Origin of the sequence: Tardiphaga sp. 20_F10_N6_6 (genome assembly GCF_052076045.1) — a bacterium.
In the GTDB taxonomy this organism is placed as follows: Bacteria; Pseudomonadota; Alphaproteobacteria; order Rhizobiales; family Xanthobacteraceae; genus Tardiphaga; species Tardiphaga robiniae.
Genome location: NZ_CP197239.1, coordinates 5,491,127 through 5,508,669, shown reverse-complemented (window position 1 = coordinate 5,508,669; position 17,543 = coordinate 5,491,127). Strand labels below are relative to the sequence as shown.

Annotated in this window: 17 protein-coding genes; 7 read left to right on the top strand and 10 right to left on the bottom strand. The window is 62.8% G+C overall.

What is annotated here, in order from left to right; genetic code table 11:
- Positions 1-81: 81 nt before the first annotated feature.
- The 7 genes from AB7813_RS26405 to AB7813_RS26375 all read right to left on the bottom strand — a co-directional run bounded on the left by AB7813_RS26405 (position 82) and on the right by AB7813_RS26375 (position 7,484).
- Entirely contained in the window at positions 82-1,821 is a 1,740-nt protein-coding gene (locus AB7813_RS26405; protein ID WP_441228783.1) for a SulP family inorganic anion transporter, read from the bottom strand.
- Positions 1,822-1,870: 49 nt separating this feature from the next.
- Positions 1,871-2,143, bottom strand: a complete 273-nt coding sequence (locus tag AB7813_RS26400) for a helix-turn-helix domain-containing protein (RefSeq protein WP_068731217.1) — start codon at positions 2,141-2,143, stop codon at positions 1,871-1,873.
- A gap of 123 nt (positions 2,144-2,266) precedes the next feature.
- Complete coding sequence (locus AB7813_RS26395; RefSeq protein WP_441228782.1) at positions 2,267-2,716, bottom strand: hypothetical protein; 450 nt, start codon at positions 2,714-2,716, stop codon at positions 2,267-2,269.
- An 11-nt stretch (positions 2,717-2,727) separates the two neighbouring features.
- Positions 2,728-4,791: an elongation factor G gene (locus tag AB7813_RS26390; RefSeq protein ID WP_175367574.1), complete on the bottom strand. Its 2,064-nt coding sequence runs from the start codon at positions 4,789-4,791 to the stop codon at positions 2,728-2,730.
- 184 nt (positions 4,792-4,975) lie between these two features.
- On the bottom strand, positions 4,976-5,452 hold the full coding sequence (locus AB7813_RS26385; RefSeq protein WP_068731211.1) for a DUF992 domain-containing protein: 477 nt from the start codon (positions 5,450-5,452) through the stop codon (positions 4,976-4,978).
- A gap of 179 nt (positions 5,453-5,631) precedes the next feature.
- On the bottom strand, positions 5,632-6,162 hold the full coding sequence (locus AB7813_RS26380; protein ID WP_068731210.1) for a DUF992 domain-containing protein: 531 nt from the start codon (positions 6,160-6,162) through the stop codon (positions 5,632-5,634).
- Between the two features lie 119 nt (positions 6,163-6,281).
- Positions 6,282-7,484: a pyridoxal phosphate-dependent aminotransferase gene (locus AB7813_RS26375; protein ID WP_068731379.1), complete on the bottom strand. Its 1,203-nt coding sequence runs from the start codon at positions 7,482-7,484 to the stop codon at positions 6,282-6,284.
- Positions 7,485-7,701: 217 nt separating this feature from the next.
- On the opposite strand from AB7813_RS26375, the gene AB7813_RS26370 reads away from it, so the two are divergent.
- From AB7813_RS26370 to AB7813_RS26355, 4 genes are all read left to right on the top strand, one after another.
- A complete protein-coding gene (locus AB7813_RS26370; RefSeq protein WP_441228781.1) occupies positions 7,702-8,928 on the top strand; it encodes a glycosyltransferase family 87 protein in 1,227 nt (408 codons plus the stop codon).
- A 181-nt stretch (positions 8,929-9,109) separates the two neighbouring features.
- Positions 9,110-9,763, top strand: a complete 654-nt coding sequence (locus AB7813_RS26365) for a glutathione S-transferase family protein (RefSeq protein ID WP_089261726.1) — start codon at positions 9,110-9,112, stop codon at positions 9,761-9,763.
- A 140-nt stretch (positions 9,764-9,903) separates the two neighbouring features.
- Entirely contained in the window at positions 9,904-10,077 is a 174-nt protein-coding gene (locus AB7813_RS26360) for a hypothetical protein (protein WP_175367576.1), read from the top strand.
- An 82-nt stretch (positions 10,078-10,159) separates the two neighbouring features.
- A complete protein-coding gene (locus AB7813_RS26355) occupies positions 10,160-11,323 on the top strand; it encodes a PQQ-dependent sugar dehydrogenase (RefSeq protein WP_441228780.1) in 1,164 nt (387 codons plus the stop codon).
- Between the two features lie 10 nt (positions 11,324-11,333).
- On the opposite strand, the gene AB7813_RS26350 is transcribed toward AB7813_RS26355, so the two are convergent.
- Positions 11,334-11,690, bottom strand: coding sequence for a DMT family protein (locus tag AB7813_RS26350; protein WP_068731204.1), 357 nt, complete (start codon positions 11,688-11,690; stop codon positions 11,334-11,336).
- Between the two features lie 261 nt (positions 11,691-11,951).
- On the opposite strand from AB7813_RS26350, the gene AB7813_RS26345 reads away from it, so the two are divergent.
- The 3 genes from AB7813_RS26345 (at position 11,952) to AB7813_RS26335 (ending at position 14,610) form a co-directional block, all read left to right on the top strand.
- Positions 11,952-12,494 (top strand): PAS-domain containing protein, encoded by a 543-nt coding sequence (locus AB7813_RS26345; protein WP_374725693.1) that lies wholly within the window; start codon positions 11,952-11,954, stop codon positions 12,492-12,494.
- A 223-nt stretch (positions 12,495-12,717) separates the two neighbouring features.
- The gene (locus AB7813_RS26340; protein WP_441228779.1) at positions 12,718-13,572 is read left to right on the top strand and encodes a lysophospholipid acyltransferase family protein; all 855 of its coding nucleotides are present in this window, start codon (positions 12,718-12,720) and stop codon (positions 13,570-13,572) included.
- A gap of 96 nt (positions 13,573-13,668) precedes the next feature.
- The gene (locus tag AB7813_RS26335) at positions 13,669-14,610 is read left to right on the top strand and encodes an aldo/keto reductase (RefSeq protein WP_441228778.1); all 942 of its coding nucleotides are present in this window, start codon (positions 13,669-13,671) and stop codon (positions 14,608-14,610) included.
- Positions 14,611-14,756: 146 nt separating this feature from the next.
- On the opposite strand, the gene AB7813_RS26330 is transcribed toward AB7813_RS26335, so the two are convergent.
- Both AB7813_RS26330 and AB7813_RS26325 read right to left on the bottom strand, forming a co-directional pair.
- Positions 14,757-15,983 carry a DUF1501 domain-containing protein gene (locus AB7813_RS26330; protein ID WP_441228777.1) on the bottom strand — a complete coding sequence of 409 codons (1,227 nt, stop codon included), beginning with the start codon at positions 15,981-15,983 and terminating at the stop codon, positions 14,757-14,759.
- Positions 15,980-17,473 (bottom strand): DUF1800 domain-containing protein, encoded by a 1,494-nt coding sequence (locus AB7813_RS26325; RefSeq protein WP_184513854.1) that lies wholly within the window; start codon positions 17,471-17,473, stop codon positions 15,980-15,982. The genes AB7813_RS26330 and AB7813_RS26325 overlap by 4 nt, the downstream gene beginning before the upstream one ends.
- Positions 17,474-17,543: the final 70 nt, after the last annotated feature.

Here is a 17,543-nt window from a genome sequence, read left to right as displayed (position 1 = left end):
TCAGACAGTTTTGCGGCGCACAGCAAGTCCGACAACCATGCAGACGATCAATACTGCAGCTGCGAGCAACTGCCGATGCCATCAGCTCGACGTCTCCTGGATCGCTGCAGCGCGTCGGATCTTGATCTCGCTGACGGCCACTGCAACATCAGCACGGTATTTGACCAGTGGCGGTCGCGCGCCGTGGGTCAGCAGCGCCCGCCGCACGCCCTGCGAGGTGCCGGTGAGAATGACGCGGACGCCCTGTCGCTTTGCCTTCTCGGCAATGCCCTTGATCGCATTCGCAGCAGTCGAATCCAGGAAGGGGACCGCGGCAAAATCAATCACAAAAGCCTTGTGGCGATCCGAGAAGCCCTCGAGCACAGATCCGATGGTGGAGGCCGCGCCGAAGAAAAATGCGCCGGTGATGCGATAGACAACGACGTCGGGATCGGCAGCGAGACCGGGATCATAGGGTTTTCGATCGCCATTGGCGTCGTCGGCCTTGTCGGCCACGACCAGCGGCTTATCCGCCTCAATGCCGGTTGTTTGCGCCATGCGGTTGATGAACAGAATCGCGCCAAGCGCGAAGCCGACCACAATGCCCTCGGTAAGATCGCGGAAGATCGTTAGCAGGAAAGTCGCCGACAGCACGGCAGCATCGCCCCATGATGACCGCAGTAGCGTCGCGAATTCATGCTTCTCCGCCATGTTCCAGGCGACCACGGCAAGCACCGCGGCGAGCGCCGCCAGCGGAATGTAACTTGCCAATGGCGCCGCGACGAGAATGAATACCAGCAGGAATACCGCATGCAGCATGCCCGAGATCGGGCCGTGCGCGCCGGCGCGGACATTGGTGGCGGTTCGCGCGATGGTGCCGGTCACGCAGATTCCACCGAACAGCGCCGAGCCGATATTGGCGATGCCCTGCGCCACCAGTTCGCAATTGGAGCGATGCCGCCGGCCGGTCATGCCGTCAGCGACGACAGCTGAGAGCAAAGATTCAATCGCGCCCAGCAGCGCAAAGGAGATCGCGTCCGGCAGAATGGCCTGCAGCTTTGCCAGGGAAATCGCGGGAAGCGACGGCAGCGGAAAGGATTGCGGAATGCCGCCGAACTTGGTGCCGATGGTTTCCACGGGTAACGCCAACGAAGCTGCCGCGACAGCGCTCACGACCACCGCGATCAGAATGCCGGGCCATGATGGCCGCAGCGTCCGGAGTCCGACAATGATCGCAAGCGAGACGATGGTAACGGCAACGGCCGCAGCGTTCACCGTCGGCAATGCGGAACCCAGTGCCTCGAGCTTGGGAATGAGATCTCCCGGCTCCTTGCCAGTCAGCGTCAACCCCAACAGATCCCTGATCTGGCTGGCGAAGATGATGACGGCGATGCCGGCTGTGAAGCCGACCGTGACCGGATAGGGAATGAACTTGATGTAGGTGCCAAGCCGGAGATAGCCGGCCGCCGTCAGAAAAATGCCCGACATCATAGTGGCGAGGATCAGTCCATCGATGCCATGTCGGCTCACGGTCGCAGCCACCAGCACGATGAAGGCGCCGGCTGGGCCGCCGATCTGAAAGCGGCTACCACCCAACGCAGACACGAGGAAGCCGCCGATCACAGCGGTGATGAGGCCACGATCCGGCGACGTCCCCGAGGCGATGGCAATCGCCATCGACAGCGGCAGCGCCACGATCGCCACCGTCAGACCGGCGAGCACATCATCGCGAAATGCCGCAAGATTGTAGCCTTCGCGCAGCACCGTGATCAGTTTCGGTGTGAACAGCTCCGCGAATGTCGGCTGATGTGGGCGCCGCATGCCCCCGCCAGAAATGCCCATACTCGGCTCGCCTCTGTCGCACGCAGCGACTCGTCTCGATCTGCCAGTTTTATCCATCCACCTTAGGCGGCGGACCGGGCTGCTTCAGACGCACACCTCGGCCACCGGAGTCGCTGCGGGTGTGTTCGCCGATCAATTCGACGCCGGCGCGATTGAACGCGTCCACCACCTTGATCAGCGAATCCACCACGCCCCTGACATTGCCTTCGCTCGCTTCCATGCGCTGGATGGTCGGTAGCGACACGCCGGCCATTTCGGCCAGCCGCTTTTGATCGATACCCAGCAGCGCACGGGCGGCCCGCATCTGAAACGATGTAATCAAGGGCGGTTTCCAGTTTCACGAGTCTTATATCATATGTGAGATATCTTCAATGATGTATAAAACATCATTTGATCGGCGAAGCCGCCATGGTCGCCACGAACTGGGCGACAGCGGCGCGCGATGTCAGGCGTCGTTTGACGCCGCCGAAGTCGTCGAACAGCGCCAGGTGGCCAGCGAACGAACTCGACGTTTTGCGCTGCCAGTAGGCCTCGGCCCAAGCCAGAAAATCTGCATGTTCCTCGGCCGTCGCGCCACGCCAAGGGCCCCGGAGAGCGAGGCTATCACGACAAACCCCGGGCTCATGTCGAGCCAGACCAATGCTGTGGCGCGCGGCAATGCCGCTTCGACCAGCCAGCCGTAAACGCCTTCGATGATCCAGTTCGACTTCACGGCAAGGGCGGCCACCAGTTCTTTGGCCTGCCCCTCGTCGCGCTTCACACCGACCCTGTCCAGCCAATGGATATGATCGAGATCCGTGCGTTCGCCGCCGACGCGGCTTTCAAGCTGCCGCGCCAGCGTGCTCTTGCCCGAGCCGCTATTGCCAATGATTACAACCCGCGGTCCAAGCGTCATGGGCCACTGTACTAAGCCGCCACCCGATGCGCCGCAACGATCTGGTCGGCGGCGCGGCCCGAGACTTCGGCCATGTGGTCGAAGCTGCGGGTGAAGCTGCCGGCACCCGCGGTGGCCGAACGTAGTTCGACGATCAGGTCGCCGATCTCCGCTTCCGGCAACATCGCGCGCACCGTATCCCAGCCCGGCCAGTTGTCACGGGTATCGAAGCCGAGGATCTGGCCGCGCCGTCCCGACAGGATGGCGTTGACCTTGGCCGTGGCCTCGGTGGGACAGACGATCTCCACCGTATGGATCGGCTCCAGCAGCACCGGCTGGCATTGCGGCAGCGCCTCGGTGAAACCGATGCGGGCAGCGGTCCGGAAAGCCTGATCGGATGAATCGACGCTGTGATACGACCCATCGGTGAGCGTCACCTGCACGTCGATGACAGGAAAACCGAGCGGGCCACGCTGCAACCCGTCGACGACGCCTTCCTGCACCGCGGGAATGTAGTTGCGCGGCACCGCGCCGCCGACCACCTTTTCCTGGAATGCAAAGCCTTCGCCGCGCGGCAACGGGCCGATCTCCAGCACAACGTCGCCAAACTGGCCGTGACCGCCGGACTGTTTCTTGTGCCTGCCGCGCTGGGTGATCGGTTTACGGATGGTCTCCTGATAGCCGATCACCGGCGCATGCGATTTGACGTTGATGCCGAAGCGTTCGTGCAGGCGCTCCATCGCCACGCGCAGATGCATCTCGCCCTGCCCCCACAACACCACGTCATGGGTCTGCGCGTTATTGACCACCGCAAGCGACGGATCCTCCTCGGTCAGTCGCAACAACGCCTGGCCGAGCTTGACGTCGTCTTTGCGATCGGCGGACGCTAGCGCCATCGCCAGCACGGGCGATGCAGCTATGACACTCACGACAGAGGCCGGCGCAGTCTTGCCGGTCGAGATCGTGTCGCCGGTCCTGACATGATCGAGCTTGCCGAGCGCGACGGTCTCGCCCGCTTCGGCCGATGCGCGCTTGCTGTCATGTCCGCCGCTCGCCGCAAGAATGCCGGAGACACGCCCGCTTTCGCCCGACGAGGACAGCAATGTTGCGCCATCATCGAGATGACCACTCAGCACGCGCGCGTAAGACAGCTTGCCGCCATGCTGTAGATGGCTGCTCTTGAACACGTAACCGATCGCATCCTTGCTATCAGGCACGCCGAGGCGCTTGGCCGTCTCGGCCACGCCGGGTGCCTCGTGGCGTAGCGCCTTCATCAGCCGCAGCACGCCGTTCTCACGCATCGCCGAGCCCAGCAACACCGGACAGATCAGGCCTTCGCGCAATTCGCGCGCGAGATCGTCGAACACGGCGTCGGCCGGCGGCGCGATGTCGTCAAGCAACTGCTCCATCAGCGCGTCGTCATGATCCGCAAGCTTCTCCAGCATGGAGAAACGCGCCTCCTTCTCCCGATCGAGATCGCCGCCTTCGAGCTTGATGACTTCGGACGCCTTGTGCTCGCGATAGACGAAAGCGCGCTCCAGCGCGAGATCGACGAAGCCGGCGACAAGGTCGCCGTTCCAGATCGGGATCTGTCGCAGCACCAGCGGCACGCGCGAGGCCGGCTGCAACGTCGCCAACGTCTCGCGCACGCGCTTGTGGGCGCGGTCGATCTTGTTGAGAAACAGAAATCTGGGAATGCCGAGGTCTTCGAGTTCGCGCAGGATCAATTGCAGCTGCGGCAATTTTCGCGCATCCGCCTCGCAAACCACGATGGCTGCATCGACGGCGGGTAATGCCGCGCGCATGTCATGCGCGAATTCCACCGAGCCCGGACAGTCGATGAATGTGTAGCTGTCGCCCATGAAGGTGGTGGTCGCAGCCGTCAGGCCGACGCCCATCTTGTGGGCTCTGGCTTCCGCATTGGCATCGCCGATGCTTGTCCCATTGTCGACGCTGCCGGCCCGCGGGATCGCCCCGGTGCGGGCCATGATCGCTTCAAGCAGTGTGGTTTTTCCGCTCTGGAAAGGGCCCACCAGCGCAATGCACTTTGCGGCATTGCCTTGTGGACCGCGGGGACTTCTCAGGTCTTGTCCCATTGCCGCCTCCTCATGTGGAGCTCGGCCCATGATTGGGTCGGCGGTCAATGCTCCGCCCGGTCCGGATATTTGGCAAGATGGAAAAGTTGCTGCGCTGCGATGAACGTGATTGGATTGCGCCATAAAAAATCCGGCTCCGCCATGGGCGAAGCCGGATGAATTTGTGCGAGCGATCGCCGCGGGATCAGCGACCGGGGCGCAACTCCAGGCTCTGCAGGCCGGCGGCGACATTCAGTCCCACCGACCCCTGCAGACTGAGCGGCTGCAGGGAGAAGGCGTTTTGCGAACCGCCAACCAGGACATTCGCGCCGACGCCGACACCAACCGACGCGCTGCCCTGCGCGCCCGCATAGTTGCCGGACAGATCGCCGGGACCGCTATAGTTCACCGGCACGAACACGGCCCAGGATAGCGCGGTCTGTTCGGTAATACCAAGATCGATGCCCACCTTGCGGATCGTGGCGACATAAGGCTGATCCGGACGACCGGTACCGGTGAGCACGCAGCCGAGATTGGTCACCGAGCCCACGACGAATCCGACGCTGGCTCCGCCCCGGCAATTCAAGACACCGACCTGCACGCCTTGCTGCGACTGCGCTTGCGATGCAGTGAAAAAGGCGGCGGCAGCGATACCGAGAACAAGCGATGAGAGGCGGACCATCAGGAATCTCCGGGTGATGAACGGAAGTAAGGATGTGGATCGACTATCCATAGCTAATGATACCGCCCAATGACAGCGGCGCACGCGCAGCGCGCGCAACAAAAAAGGCCCGCTCGCGCGGGCCTTTTCGTTAACCTTGCCGGATCGCTTACGCGATCACAGCGATCGCTGGCGATCGCTTAGCGATGGCTGCGATGACGGCGCTTCTTGTTGTAGCGATGACCGCTGACCGGACCGGTCGCTTCCAGTTCGAGCTGAACGATGCCGCTGGCGACGTTCAAGCCGGTCTGGCCCTGCACCGAGATCGGCTGCAGCGAATAGGTGTTGCCCGGACCGCCAACGAGGAAGTTGCCGCCGAAACCGAGGCCAACCGATGCGTTGGTACCGACGCCGCCGTAGCTGCCGGCCAGTGCGCCGCGCGGCACGCGGGTGGTCGGAGCGAATGCAGCCCACTGCACCGTGGTGTTTTCGGTGAAGCCGAGATCAAGGCCGAAACGGCGGATGTTGGCGACGTAACCTTCGGCGCGGCCACCGGCGCTCTGGAAGACGCAGTTGAGGTGCGCATTCGAACCGACCACGTAGCCGACGTTCTGGCCGCCACGGCACTCCAGCACGCCAACCTGAACGCTGCCAGGCTGCTGTGCATTTGCGGTCGCAACCGACGCCGCAAAGGCCACGGCCGTCAGGCCGAACATCTTGGAAAGTCGCATAGTGTTACTCCACCTTGGGGATTTTGATAGCGAGGGGACAAGAAGGAAGCGCCGTGTCGAAAACAAGGCGCTTCCCGGAATAAGCCCCGAAACCGTCAAAAGTTTCGGAGCGGGTTTTGTTACCGAAGATTTCCGCAGAAGCGCTGGATGCGCTTGCAGGCATCTTCGAGATCGGACGTCTTCGTCGCGTAGGAGATGCGGAATGCCGGGCCAAGGCCGAAGGCCGAACCCTGCACCACCGCCACGCCTTCGGTTTCCAACAGTTCTGTGACGAAGTCTTCGTCATTGGCGATAACCTTGCCCGAAGGCGCAGTCTTGCCGATGGTGCCGGCGCAGGACGGATAGACGTAGAATGCGCCTTCCGGACGCGGGCAGTTGATGCCCGAGGCCTGATTCAGCATTGCCACCACGAGATCGCGGCGCTCCTTGAAGACGGCATTGTTCTTCGGGATAAAATCCTGCGGACCGTTCAAGGCTTCCACCGCCGCCCACTGCGCGATCGACGACGGGTTCGAGGTCGACTGCGACTGGATCGTCGCCATTGCCTTGATGAGCTCGGCGGGACCACCGGCGTAACCGATGCGCCAGCCGGTCATGCAGTAAGCCTTGGAGACGCCGTTCACGGTCAGCGTGCGATTGAACAGGGACGGTTCGATCTGTGCCGGCGTGGTGAACTCGAAGTCGTCATAGACGAGGTGCTCATACATATCGTCGGTCATCACCCAAACGTGAGGATGCTTCACGAGGACATCGGTGAGCGCCTTGAGCTCCGACTTCTTGTAGGCGGCGCCCGTCGGGTTCGACGGCGAGCACAGGATGATCCACTTGGTCTTCGGCGTGATCGCTGCTTCCAGCGCTGAAGCCTGCAGCTTGAAGCCGAATTCTGCGGTGCAGACCACGGACACGGGCGTGCCGCCGGCCAGCGCCACCATTTCCGGATAGCTCACCCAATACGGCGCCGGGATGATGACCTCGTCACCCGGGTTCAACGTCGCCATCAGCGCGTTGTAGAGCACCTGCTTGCCGCCGGTGCCGACGATGATCTGGTTCGGCTTGTAAGTCAGGCCATTCTCGCGCTGAAATTTGCCGATAATGGCTTCCTTCAGTTCGGGAATACCGTCCACGGCGGTGTACTTGGTCTTGCCGGCCTCGATGGCGTGAATCGCTGCCAGCTTGATGTTCGCCGGGGTGTCGAAATCGGGCTCGCCCGAACCAAGACCGATGACGTTGCGGCCGGCTGCTTTCAGCGCACGTGCTTTATCCGTCACCGCGATCGTCGCGGACGGCTTCACACGGTCGAGCGCAGCGGACAAAAACGACATCATCTTCTCCTGAGAAAGGTCGCGGACCCGCGGTCGGCGACGTCAAAATGGCTGATCCTGCTGGGATCGGCGCACCCTAGTGCGTGCGACGTTGCATCGCAAGAAGCTTGGGCAAAAACCCATCTGGAAGTGATGCAATTCAGCAAGCGTTAAACGGGGGACGGTAGCGTCAACCGCACGTCGCAATTGACGATTTGAGCCAAAATGCACCCTTAAAATGATCTGGATCTGGCAGCACATTGAAAGCGGCGCATGGCTGCCCCTCAAACGCGTGCGGGCTTACAGCCTGATCGTGCTCGCTTTGGGCGCTTTGGGCTTCGGTGGCTGGATTGCGGTCTCGGACGGCGCGATCGACCGCAATGGCAAGCCGATCGGGACCGACTTTTCCAACATCTATGCGGCGGGCCGGCTCACCCTCGAAGGCAAACCCGCCGACGCGTATGATCCCGCCCTGCAACATGCCGCAGAACAGAGGGTGTTCGGCCGCGATGTGCCGTTCTACGGCTGGCACTATCCGCCGTTCTTTCTCGGAATTGCCGCGCTGGTGGCCACGGTACCCTATGGATGGGGGCTCGGTCTGTGGCTCGTCGCCAGCTTCGCCGCCTACCTCGCCGCGATCCGCACGATCCTGCCCCGCCGGGAAACGCTGCTGGTGGCCGCCGCCTTTCCTGCCGTCTTCATCAATGTCGGTCACGGCCATAACGGATTTCTAACCACCGCACTGCTGGGCGGCGCATTGCTTCTGCTACATCGCCGGCCGTGGCTGGCCGGCGTGTTGATCGGGCTATTGGCCTACAAGCCGCAATTCGGTGTGCTGATTCCTCTCGCCCTGCTCGCCGACAGACGCTGGATCACGATGGTATCGGCCGCACTCACCGTCGCTGTCCTCATCGTATTGAGCACGGGGTTGTTCGGCGCCAGCATCTGGCAGGCCTTTGCCGACTCCACTGCTTTCACTCGCGATGTCGTACTCGAACAAGGCGGCACCGGGTGGCAGAAAATCCAGTCGATCTTCGCCGCGACACGGATGTGGGGCGCCGGTCTTCCTGTCGCTTATGCCGCACAGTTCAGTCTCGCAGCCGGCATTGCCATCAGTCTGATGTGGCTATGGCGCAGCCATGCAGCGTTCGAACTCAAGGCAACAGCGCTCGCGGTCGGCAGTCTGCTGGCGACGCCCTATGTGCTCGACTACGATCTCATGGTGCTCGCCATCGCCATCGCCTTCTTCGCGCGGCATGGACTCGATCATGGCTTTCGCGCGGGCGAGATCAGCCTGCTCGCATTGACCTGGATCATGCCGCTGCTGACGCGCAGCATCGCTGGCGCCATCGCACTGCCGCTCGGCTTTCTGGTGATGGTCGCTTTCTATATCATCGTGCTGCGGCGCGCACTCGCTGATAACAGCACATCGCGGCACCTTCACACACAGATCGCGGCAGCGTGATCTTCCATTGCCGAATGCTGCCTGACATACATTTTTCTCAATCCAGACTGCCGCAGCCGTTTTCGACTTTTTCCATTCCGTGGGCCTTGCGACAGGCTCGCATCAGCATCATTGTCTAACCGCGATCTGCGCTGGCCAATCGCGCAGTTGCCTTGACCTGAAATGAATTGAACATCTGCGAATGTACAAACTCTATTCGATGCAGCGCTCTGGCAATAGCTACAAGGTTCGCCTTGCGCTGGCGTTCCTGGACGCGCCTTATCGCGCCATCGAAGTGGACATTCTGCGCGGCGAGAGCCGTACCCCGGAATTTCTGGCCAAGAACCCCAGCGGTCAGGTGCCGCTGCTCGAGATCGCCGAAGGCCGCTATCTCGCCGAATCCAACGCCATCCTGTGGTATGTCGCCATCGGTACATCTCTGGCGCCGGAATCGCGGATGGACCGTGCCGAAGCCATGCAGTGGATGTTCTTCGAGCAGCACGCGCTGGAGCCGAATCTCGGCGCCGCCTATTTCTGGCTGTGCCTGGTGCGCGGTGGCCGCGACCTGCAGACCCACGCGCTGGAAGACTGGATGGAGCGTGGCTATGCCGCGCTGCAGGTGATGGAGAATCACCTCAAGATCCATGACTTCTTCGCCGCGGGCCAGCTGACCATCGCCGACATCGCGCTATACGGTTACACCCACGTCGCCGAGAAGTGCGATTTCGACCTCTCTAGCTTTCCGTCGATCCGCCGCTGGCTGCGTCTGGTGGAAACCCAGCCGGGTTTTATCTCCATGGACTGGCACCCGACCTCGTCGGAATACGATACTTTGGACGTAGTCGCCGACGCTTAAGTCCTGAAATAGCGGGCATAACCGCTGTGAATGCCATTTTCCCGCCATAGTTACGGCCAATCCCGCCCAAATCTCGCCTGCCGCAGCTGCGAATTTATAGCACGCGGGTGATTCGCCCGCGATTTGAAGGATTTACGGCCATGATACGGTCGCTTCGCGTGGGTGCAGGATTTCAGGCGCGCCCCACGTCCATCGCATCCACCCGGTTGACCCACGCCGTCGCGGCGTCGCTCGCGGTTGGCTGTCTGTCGCTCTGCGTCATCCTCGCTCTCACCGTGATGTCGATCCCGGTGGCGAGTGCGATGCCGCTCTGACGGTCCCCACAACTCATAAACACTCAGCCGCGATGCCGCGCATCGCTTATGCAACCTGCGACTCCGTGATGGAGCCATTTCGATGAAAAGGCCCGTGATCTGGGTCACTGTCACGTTGACGGCGGCTATCGTCGTGACCGCGACCCTTCTGATCGCCACGACCACCCGCGGCGAAAACACCTCGTTCGGCTCGTCGGCCGGCAGGCTCGAAGTACAGACTGTCGCCTCCGGTCTCGCTTATCCATGGGCATTGGCCTTCCTGCCCGAGGGCCGCATGCTGGTCACCGAACGGCCCGGCCGCATCCGTATCGTCTCGCCGCAGGGACAGTTGTCGCCTGCGGTGAAAGGCGTGCCCGAGGTGATGGCCATCGGCCAGGGCGGTTTGCTCGACGTCATCACCGACAAGAACTACGCGCAGAACAACACGATCTACTTCTGCTACTCGGAACGTTCGGGCAGCGGCGGTCGCACCGCCGTGGCGCGCGGCAAGCTCATCGACGGCACTGCGCCGCGTCTCGACGACATGAAGGTGATCTTTCGCCAGGACGGCCCGCTGTCGTCGGGCAATCACCACGGCTGCCGTATTGTTCAGGCGCCTGACAGCAACCTGTTTGTTACGCTCGGCGAACACTATAGCGGCCGCGATCAGGCACAGAATCTCGATAATCATCTCGGCAAGCTGATCCGCATCGCGCCGGATGGATCTGTGCCGAAAGACAATCCGTTTGTCGGCCGCGACGGTGCCAGGCCGGAGATCTGGAGCTATGGTCATCGCAACCAGCAAGGCCTCGCCATCAATCCGGCGACCGGTGAGTTGTGGGAGACCGAGCACGGGCCGCGCGGCGGCGATGAAGTGAACATCATCGGCAAGGGCAAGAATTACGGCTGGCCGGTGATCGGCTATGGCGTCGATTATTCCGGCGCCAAACTGCACGACACGACGTCGAAGGCAGGCATGGAGCAGCCGGTGAAATACTGGGTGCCGTCGATCGCCCCGTCCGGCATGACGTTCTACACCGGCGATCTCTTCCCGCGCTGGCGCGGCAGCCTGTTCACCGGCGCGCTCGCCGGCCAGATGCTGGTGCGGCTGCAGCTCAACGGCAATACCGTGAGCTCTGAAGAACGCATCCTGCAGAATCTCAACGAACGCATCCGCGACGTCCGGCAAGGACCGGACGGCGCACTGTGGCTGCTGACGGATAGTTCGGCAGGACGAATCTTGCGGATTACGCCAGCCGGGAAGTAAGCGGTCGCTGCTACGACCACTTGTGGAAAATGAAGAACGCCCCGAGCGCGATGAAGGCAAAGCCCAGCGCGTGATTCCAGCCGAGCGGCTCCTTCAGATACAGCACCGAAAATGCAGCAAACACGACCAGCGTGATGACTTCCTGCATCGTCTTCAACTGGGCGGCATTGTAGACTTCGCTGCCCCAGCGATTGGCGGGCACCGCCAGCCAATATTCGAAGAAGGCAATGCCCCAGCTCACCATGATGACGAGGGGCAACGAGTGATCCTTGAATTTGAGATGGCCATACCATGCGAAGGTCATGAAGATATTCGAGGCCAGCAGCATCAAAATCGGCAGCAGCAGCGGCGGAATGGTGAAGGGCATTCGATCGGGGTCCTTTTTAAATCCCGGCGCTAACATTCAGGGGCCGGCGCCGGTTCCGGTGGCATCGATAGCATTTGAAGCGAACAAGGGGAAAATGATGCCGGGCTCTTCACGCGCCGTTAGCTATACCGCCGGGAAATTGTGGGCCTTTTTGCAACCAGAGGCCAACCTGCGTTTCTTACCTCTGTACGGACACAGGTACAGCCGATGCAGTACGATTGGCGACTGATTCTCGATCCGGGAATTGAAACGGCGATCATTGTGATCGCAGCCGTCGGGATTACTTTGGCAATCCGCCTCTTCCGGCTGCGACGCGCGGCCCGGGCCCGCGAGAACGAGCAGCACGCCACTGCCCAGCGCCTTTCGGCTGCACTTGACCAGATCGATATCGGTGTCGTGCTTCTCAATGCCGACACCCGCGCCGAATTCATCAACCGCGCCTTCCGCGACTACTTCACGCTCCCCGACGAGAAGGCTGACAGCAAGCCGCCGCTGATCGCGCTGATGTATCACGCGCGCGATATCCACGCTTACGCCCTCCCCGACGACGAGGTCGACAGCTTCATCGCCAGGCGCGTCGAGATGATCCGCGCCGGCACTTCCACGCCGACGACGTTGCGCCTCGCCAATGGCCGGGTGCTGCGGATGAGTTGCGCCGTGCTGCCCGATGGCGGGCGGATGCTGAGCTACACTCCGGTGACCGACCTCATTCGTCACACCGACGAGCTCTCCGAGCGCGACTATTATCTGGCGCTCCGCGAAGGCGACGTGTTCAGCTCCCACCGGCTGGACGCGGCCGAATAGGGCGCAATGCCACCTGTGGATATCCCGGGTTGTCATGGCGATGTCACTCGCCCCGGCTAGGCTCCTCATGCAGCCGGTTGCTTCCCCCCGTCGCCAATCGGGTGCTTCCCCAGCGGTCTCCGTCAGTTGCCGCGCTGACCGGGACCGCTTCTTTTTGCCGTGGTTTCTCTTAATTCAAGCAACTGACTTTGCCTGCGGAAGTCGGCCCCGGTATAATAAACCCATGATCCGTTTCGCCGCCGTCCTGATCTCCTTGACCATGCTGACGCTGCTGCTGGCGCCGTTTCAGCTGATCGCACTGGCCTTCGGCCTGCGCTGGCAGCGGAGTATTCCGCATCTGTTTCACCGCGTGCTTTGCGCATTGATCGGGGTGCGCATTCACGAAGTCGGCAAGCGGACGACGGACACGCCGGTCCTGATCCTCTCCAATCACGTCTCATGGCTCGACATCATCATCATCGGCGCCAGGGCGCCCGTGGTGTTCGTCGCCAAGAGCGAAGTTGCCAAATGGCCCGTGTTCGGCTGGCTCGCCAAACTGCAGCGCACGATTTTTGTCGAGCGCGAACGCCGGCAGAAGACCGGCGCGACGGCGCAGGAAATCGGCGACCGCATGCTGTCCGGCGACGCGGTGGTCCTGTTCGCGGAGGGTACCTCCAGCGACGGCATGCGCGTGCTGCCGTTTCGCTCGGCACTGGTCGGCTCGGTGCATCACGCGCTCGGCGATTCCACGCATCACAAAGAGATCACGGTGCAGCCGATGTCGATCGCCTATGTCGGCTTCGGTGGATTGCCGGTCGGCCGCGCCTTTCGCGAAAACGTGGCGTGGTATGGCGACATCGATCTGATCCCGCATTTCATCGGCATCCTGTCGTCGGGCGCCATCGACGTCGTCGTAAGCTGGGGCGAAGCCGTCGCCTATGACATGTCCGCTGATCGCAAGACCATCACGCGTAACGCGGAAAACGCTGTACGGCGCATGACATCCGCAGCCCTGCGCGCCGGCCCGCCGCGGAAGACCCCGACCGCCCTGCCCGCGCCCGAAGCTCAACCGCCCGAGTCCGCTTCCGCAATCGCCTGAGCGCCCGCGCGACTGCCATGATGCAGCGCGTCTTGCTGCGCGATGAGGCGCGCGCCATAACCTTGGTCCGCGCTTCCCTCACAAGGCACACTCATCATGGAAATCCGCAATCTCGGCCGCTCCGGCCTTCGCGTCTCCGCCGTCGGTCTCGGCTGCAACAATTTCGGCCAGCGCACCGATCTGGAGACCGCGCGCAAGGTCATCCACAAGGCGATCGATCTCGGCATCACGCTGTTCGACACCGCTGACATCTATGCCGGCATGGGCGGCTCCGAGACGGTGCTGGGTGAAGTGCTGGGCGATCGCCGCAAGGACATCGTACTGGCGACGAAATACTGCAAGCCGATGAGCAATGACGGCAGCAAGCAGGGCGCCTCGCGCCGCTACATCATGAGCGCCGTCGAGGCCAGCCTGAGGAGGCTGAAGACTGACTATATCGATCTGTATCAACAGCACGATTACGATGCGCTGACGCCCATCGAAGAGACGCTGCGCACGCTCGACGACCTCGTGCGTCAGGGCAAGGTGCGCTATATCGGCAATTCCAACTTCCCGGCTTGGCGCATCGCCGAAGCCGAGATGGCCGCGCGCCAGATGGGCGTCGCGCCCTTCGTGTCGTGCCAGGACGAATACAGTCTCGTCGTCCGCGACATCGAGAAGGACCTGCTGCCGGCCGCGCAGCATTTCAATCTCGGCCTGCTGCCGTTCTTCCCGCTCGCCGGCGGCATGCTGACCGGTAAATATGCCGGCCTGAAGAACGTCCCCGCCGATACGCGCTTCGGCAAGACCCCCTATATGCAAGAGCGCTATCTGAACCCGCGCAACATCGCCTTGGTCGATCAACTGCAGGCCTTCGTCGGCGCGCGCGGTCATTCGATGCTTGAGCTCGCCTTCTCGTGGCTCGCCGCCCGCCCGCAAGTCTCCAGCGTCATCGCCGGCGCATCATCGCCCGAGCAGATCGAGCAAAATGTGAAGGCGGCGCAGTGGAAGCTGACGACGGACGAGATGACGGAGATCGACGGGATTACGCTGGGGTAGTTAAACGCGCAGATTCTTCTCCTCTCCCCCAGCGCGAGGGCTCTATCGTGCTTGCGGCTAGACCCTCTCCCGCCTTCGCTTCGCTCAGGCACCCTCTCCCACTGCGCGGAGCTTCGCTCCGCTGGGGGAGAGGGGAAGCAAGAAAGCTACCCCACCAATCCCTTCGCCGGCTTCACCAGCGCACTGTCAGGAAACACCTGCTCGGCCAGTGCACGCTCGCTGATGCCGAGATGATCGTGCAGCACGCCCTTGAAGATCGCGCGCAGATCCGTGGTTGGCGCGAGATCGCGGGCTTCATAGAGCTTGCCATTCGCAAGGCCGGGCCAGTCCGCAATCACCCGGCCGCCTTTGACCGCACCACCCGCAAGCAGCGCAATCGTGCCGGTGCCGTGATCGGTGCCGGCCGTGCCGTTGATCTTGGCGGTGCGACCGAACTCCGTGGCCACGACCACCACCGTGTCGCGCCAATGTGGCCCAAGCCCGCTCTCGAATTCCGCCAGTGCACCATCCAGACCGCCGAGCAATTGCGCGAGGCGCCCGACCGGGCCGCCCTCCTGTGCATGGGTGTCCCATCCATCGAAGGCCAGCGCCGCGATGCGCGGTCCGTCATCGGCAGCCATCAGCTTCGCTGCGCCGCGTGCGACCTGGCGCATCGCCGCTACGGCATTGCCGCCGCCCTTCGGTTTCATCTCGTCGCCAACGGCAATCTTGTCGAGCTTCAGGCCCTGCGACAGTGCCGTCGCCAAAGCGGGATCGCGGTCCTGATAGAGTTGCATCAGCCGCATCGCCGTATCATCGGCCGCATTGGGCAGATTGACCGGCGCCCAGCCAACCGTTGGCGCGGCGCCGCGCAGCACCAGCGGCGTGGTCGGTCCGATCGCAAGACCGGACGAGACGCGTTCGCCACGCGGTAGCGCTTCGATGGCGCGATTGAGCCAGCCCGACTGCACGCGGCCGGGGCCGGCATAGCCGCTCTCCAGTACGTCCTGGCCGTCGAAATGCGAACGTTCGCGATAGGACGTCGCCACCGCATGGACCACGGCAGCTTTCTTGTCGCCATACATCCGCGCAAATTCCGGCATCGCTGGATGCATGCCGAAGAACGAGTCCAGCGCGATGGCTGCGTTCGGGCCATCCTTCGCCAGTGCGATCGAGCCGTGCAGACCGGCATAATCGGGGTCGCCGAGCGGCGCGACGGTGGCCAGACCATCGAGCGCGCCGCGCAGGATCACCACGATCAGGCGCGGATCGCGCGCGTCGGCGGCCCTAGCGAATTTCGGCAGATAGGCCCAGGCGGCAAAGGCCGCGCCTGATAACAGAAGCGAGCGGCGTGTGGGGCCGAGCATGCGGCTTTCACAGCAGTCCATCGTCATCTCCTCTGAAATTCCGGCGACATCAGCAGCAGCGTCAGTGCCTGCTGCCGCGTCTCCGCGCGCGCGATCGTCTGTCGTGTTTCGGATGAGGCCGCCTCGCCGGCGACCACGTCGAGCATCTCGCGCGGATCGATACTGTCGGGAATGCGCGACGAAACCTGTGCGGCGAGATCGAGCCGCAGCTTCATGCCTTCGGGCACGGCCCAGGCGGCATTGCCGTCCGGAAAGCCGTTCGGCCCCGGCGGTGTCCAGAGTGGCTGGCCAAGCGTCTGCAGTCCCGCAAAGTAACGGCCGGGATCTTCGGGGATGCGCGCCAGCAGGCGGCCGGTGGAGATCAGATATTCATAGGGCGTGCGGAGCTTGGCCATCGGCATCTGCCAGGCTTCATTGGAATCAAGCAGCGCCAGCGCCAGCGCCTTCAGATCGCCGTCGGTCTTTTTGAACACCCCTTCCAGCCGCGCCAGCAGTGCCGGCGGCGGCGCATCAGCCACGAAATGCTGCGCGAATTTCCTGGCGATGAATGTCGCCGCCGATGGATGGCGTGCGAGATCGGCGAGCGCGGCTTCGCCTTGCGCCACGCCGGTGTCGTCATAGGTCTTGCCCAGCAATTGCTGCGGCCCCGGTTCATGCGCATTGGCGTTGAAGGCAAAACTGCCGGGCGTGCCGATCTTTCCTTCGCGGCCGGCAAAGGTCCAGCCGGTGATGATGCGCGCCAGCGACGTCACATCGGCCTGCGTGTAACCACCGCCGACGCCGAGCGTATGCAGCTCCATGATCTCGCGTGCGAGATTTTCATTGAGGCCGCGCTTGCCCCTCTCACCGGCTTTTGAATTCGGGCCGATCGACTGCTGGTTGTCGAGAAAGAACAGCATCGCCGGATGCTGTTCGACGGCTTTCAGCATGTCGGCAAATTTGCCCAGCACATAGGGGCGGATCGCCTCGCGTTCGAAGGAGCCAGCCCACATCCGCGCCGGGTCGCCCTTGCTGGCCGAGATGCAGAAATGGTTCGACCAGAACACGACGAGGCGTTCGACAAAGCCACCCTCGGTAATGGTCGCGCGCTGGATCCGCGCCAGCGCTTCTGCACGATAGGTCTTCTGCACCACATTCGGCGGCAGCGCGACGGCCGGCGGCGGCTTCGGTGCGTCAGGCTGCACTGTCATGGTGGTGTTGCCGGTCATCGCGGGAGCTTCCGGCTTCCTGTCCATCGCAGCCGGCGGCGCTTCGACCGGCACCAGCCCCGGCGTCTTCAGCGCCGCCTCGCGTGCCGTTTTCACTTCGAGCTGATAGGCGAACATCGCCTGCCCCAGCTCGGTCGTGGATTGCAGGCCGGGCAATTCCAGCAGCGCCGCATTGGGGCGCGCCAGCTCGGCCTTCACGAAGCCGCGGGGATCGGAGGCCGCATTGACGATGTCGCCGGAAGCGCCACCCCGCGCGCCAAAACCGAATCGGTTCAGCGCGATCAGCGCACCTTGCGGGTCGCGGGCCATCGGGTTTCCCTCACTCTGCCTTCGTCCTATGATGCATTGGAACATCAAAGGCGACACCCCAGATATACGG

What these genes read in the sequence shown, in the direction of transcription:
- AB7813_RS26390 (WP_175367574.1), bottom strand. Translation starts at nt 4,791, where the DNA reads ATGGGACAAGACCTGAGAAGTCCCCGCGGTCCACAAGGCAATGCCGCA.
- AB7813_RS26330 (WP_441228777.1), bottom strand. Translation starts at nt 15,983, where the DNA reads ATGACGATGGACTGCTGTGAAAGCCGCATGCTCGGCCCCACACGCCGC.
- AB7813_RS26370 (WP_441228781.1), top strand. Translation starts at nt 7,702, where the DNA reads ATGATCTGGATCTGGCAGCACATTGAAAGCGGCGCATGGCTGCCCCTC.
- AB7813_RS26395 (WP_441228782.1), bottom strand. Translation starts at nt 2,716, where the DNA reads ATGACGCTTGGACCGCGGGTTGTAATCATTGGCAATAGCGGCTCGGGC.
- AB7813_RS26360 (WP_175367576.1), top strand. Translation starts at nt 9,904, where the DNA reads ATGATACGGTCGCTTCGCGTGGGTGCAGGATTTCAGGCGCGCCCCACG.
- AB7813_RS26385 (WP_068731211.1), bottom strand. Translation starts at nt 5,452, where the DNA reads ATGGTCCGCCTCTCATCGCTTGTTCTCGGTATCGCTGCCGCCGCCTTT.
- AB7813_RS26350 (WP_068731204.1), bottom strand. Translation starts at nt 11,690, where the DNA reads ATGCCCTTCACCATTCCGCCGCTGCTGCTGCCGATTTTGATGCTGCTG.
- AB7813_RS26335 (WP_441228778.1), top strand. Translation starts at nt 13,669, where the DNA reads ATGGAAATCCGCAATCTCGGCCGCTCCGGCCTTCGCGTCTCCGCCGTC.
- AB7813_RS26355 (WP_441228780.1), top strand. Translation starts at nt 10,160, where the DNA reads ATGAAAAGGCCCGTGATCTGGGTCACTGTCACGTTGACGGCGGCTATC.
- AB7813_RS26380 (WP_068731210.1), bottom strand. Translation starts at nt 6,162, where the DNA reads ATGCGACTTTCCAAGATGTTCGGCCTGACGGCCGTGGCCTTTGCGGCG.
- AB7813_RS26340 (WP_441228779.1), top strand. Translation starts at nt 12,718, where the DNA reads ATGATCCGTTTCGCCGCCGTCCTGATCTCCTTGACCATGCTGACGCTG.
- AB7813_RS26375 (WP_068731379.1), bottom strand. Translation starts at nt 7,484, where the DNA reads ATGTCGTTTTTGTCCGCTGCGCTCGACCGTGTGAAGCCGTCCGCGACG.
- AB7813_RS26325 (WP_184513854.1), bottom strand. Translation starts at nt 17,473, where the DNA reads ATGGCCCGCGACCCGCAAGGTGCGCTGATCGCGCTGAACCGATTCGGT.
- AB7813_RS26405 (WP_441228783.1), bottom strand. Translation starts at nt 1,821, where the DNA reads ATGGGCATTTCTGGCGGGGGCATGCGGCGCCCACATCAGCCGACATTC.
- AB7813_RS26365 (WP_089261726.1), top strand. Translation starts at nt 9,110, where the DNA reads ATGTACAAACTCTATTCGATGCAGCGCTCTGGCAATAGCTACAAGGTT.